General features: G+C 59.7%; 1 protein-coding gene. It reads right to left on the bottom strand.

Translation table 11 applies throughout. The features are described 5' to 3' along the window. Positions 1-136: 136 nt before the first annotated feature. Positions 137-538: a DUF559 domain-containing protein gene (locus tag CO671_RS33180; protein WP_097609255.1), complete on the bottom strand. Its 402-nt coding sequence runs from the start codon at positions 536-538 to the stop codon at positions 137-139. Position 539: the final 1 nt, after the last annotated feature.

Here is a 539-nt window from a genome sequence, read left to right as displayed (position 1 = left end):
TTTGCCCCTCACCCTAGCCCTCTCCCCGTTCTGACGGGGAGAGGGGACGTGCCATACGAAGAGCCGAGTTAAGTCCCCTCTCCCCGCGTGCAGGGAGAGGGCTAGGGTGAGGGGCAAATCACACGGCACGCCATCGCTAATCGCTCGCAGCCGGGAAGAACCGCAAATCCGTCGCTTCGACGCGTTCGGTCAATCGGCCATCGCAGATTGCAAGAATGGTATCCAGCACGGATGACAGCTCTCTCAGCACATCCACGTTCCAGAAGCGAGCCACCGACCAGCCATTGCCGGTCATAAAGATATCCCGGATTGCGTCTCTTCGATCGCCGGCGTGCTGACTGCCGTCGATTTCGACCACCAGCCGCAGTTCACGACAGGCGAAATCCGCAAAATAGAGGCCGATCGGCAGTTGCCGGACGAATTTATGTCCGTTGAGCCGCCGGTCGCGCAGCTCGTTCCAAAGTTTGCCCTCCGCATCGTTATCGGACTGACGCAATGATCGCGCTCGGGCAGTGGTTTTTGGCTTGGGGCCCCTCATT

It is taken from the genome of Rhizobium sp. M10 (assembly GCF_002531955.1).
Classification (GTDB): Bacteria; Pseudomonadota; Alphaproteobacteria; order Rhizobiales; family Rhizobiaceae; genus Rhizobium; species Rhizobium etli_C.
The sequence above is the reverse complement of the archived record's forward strand: the minus strand, read 5'-3'. Positions and strand labels throughout refer to the sequence as shown.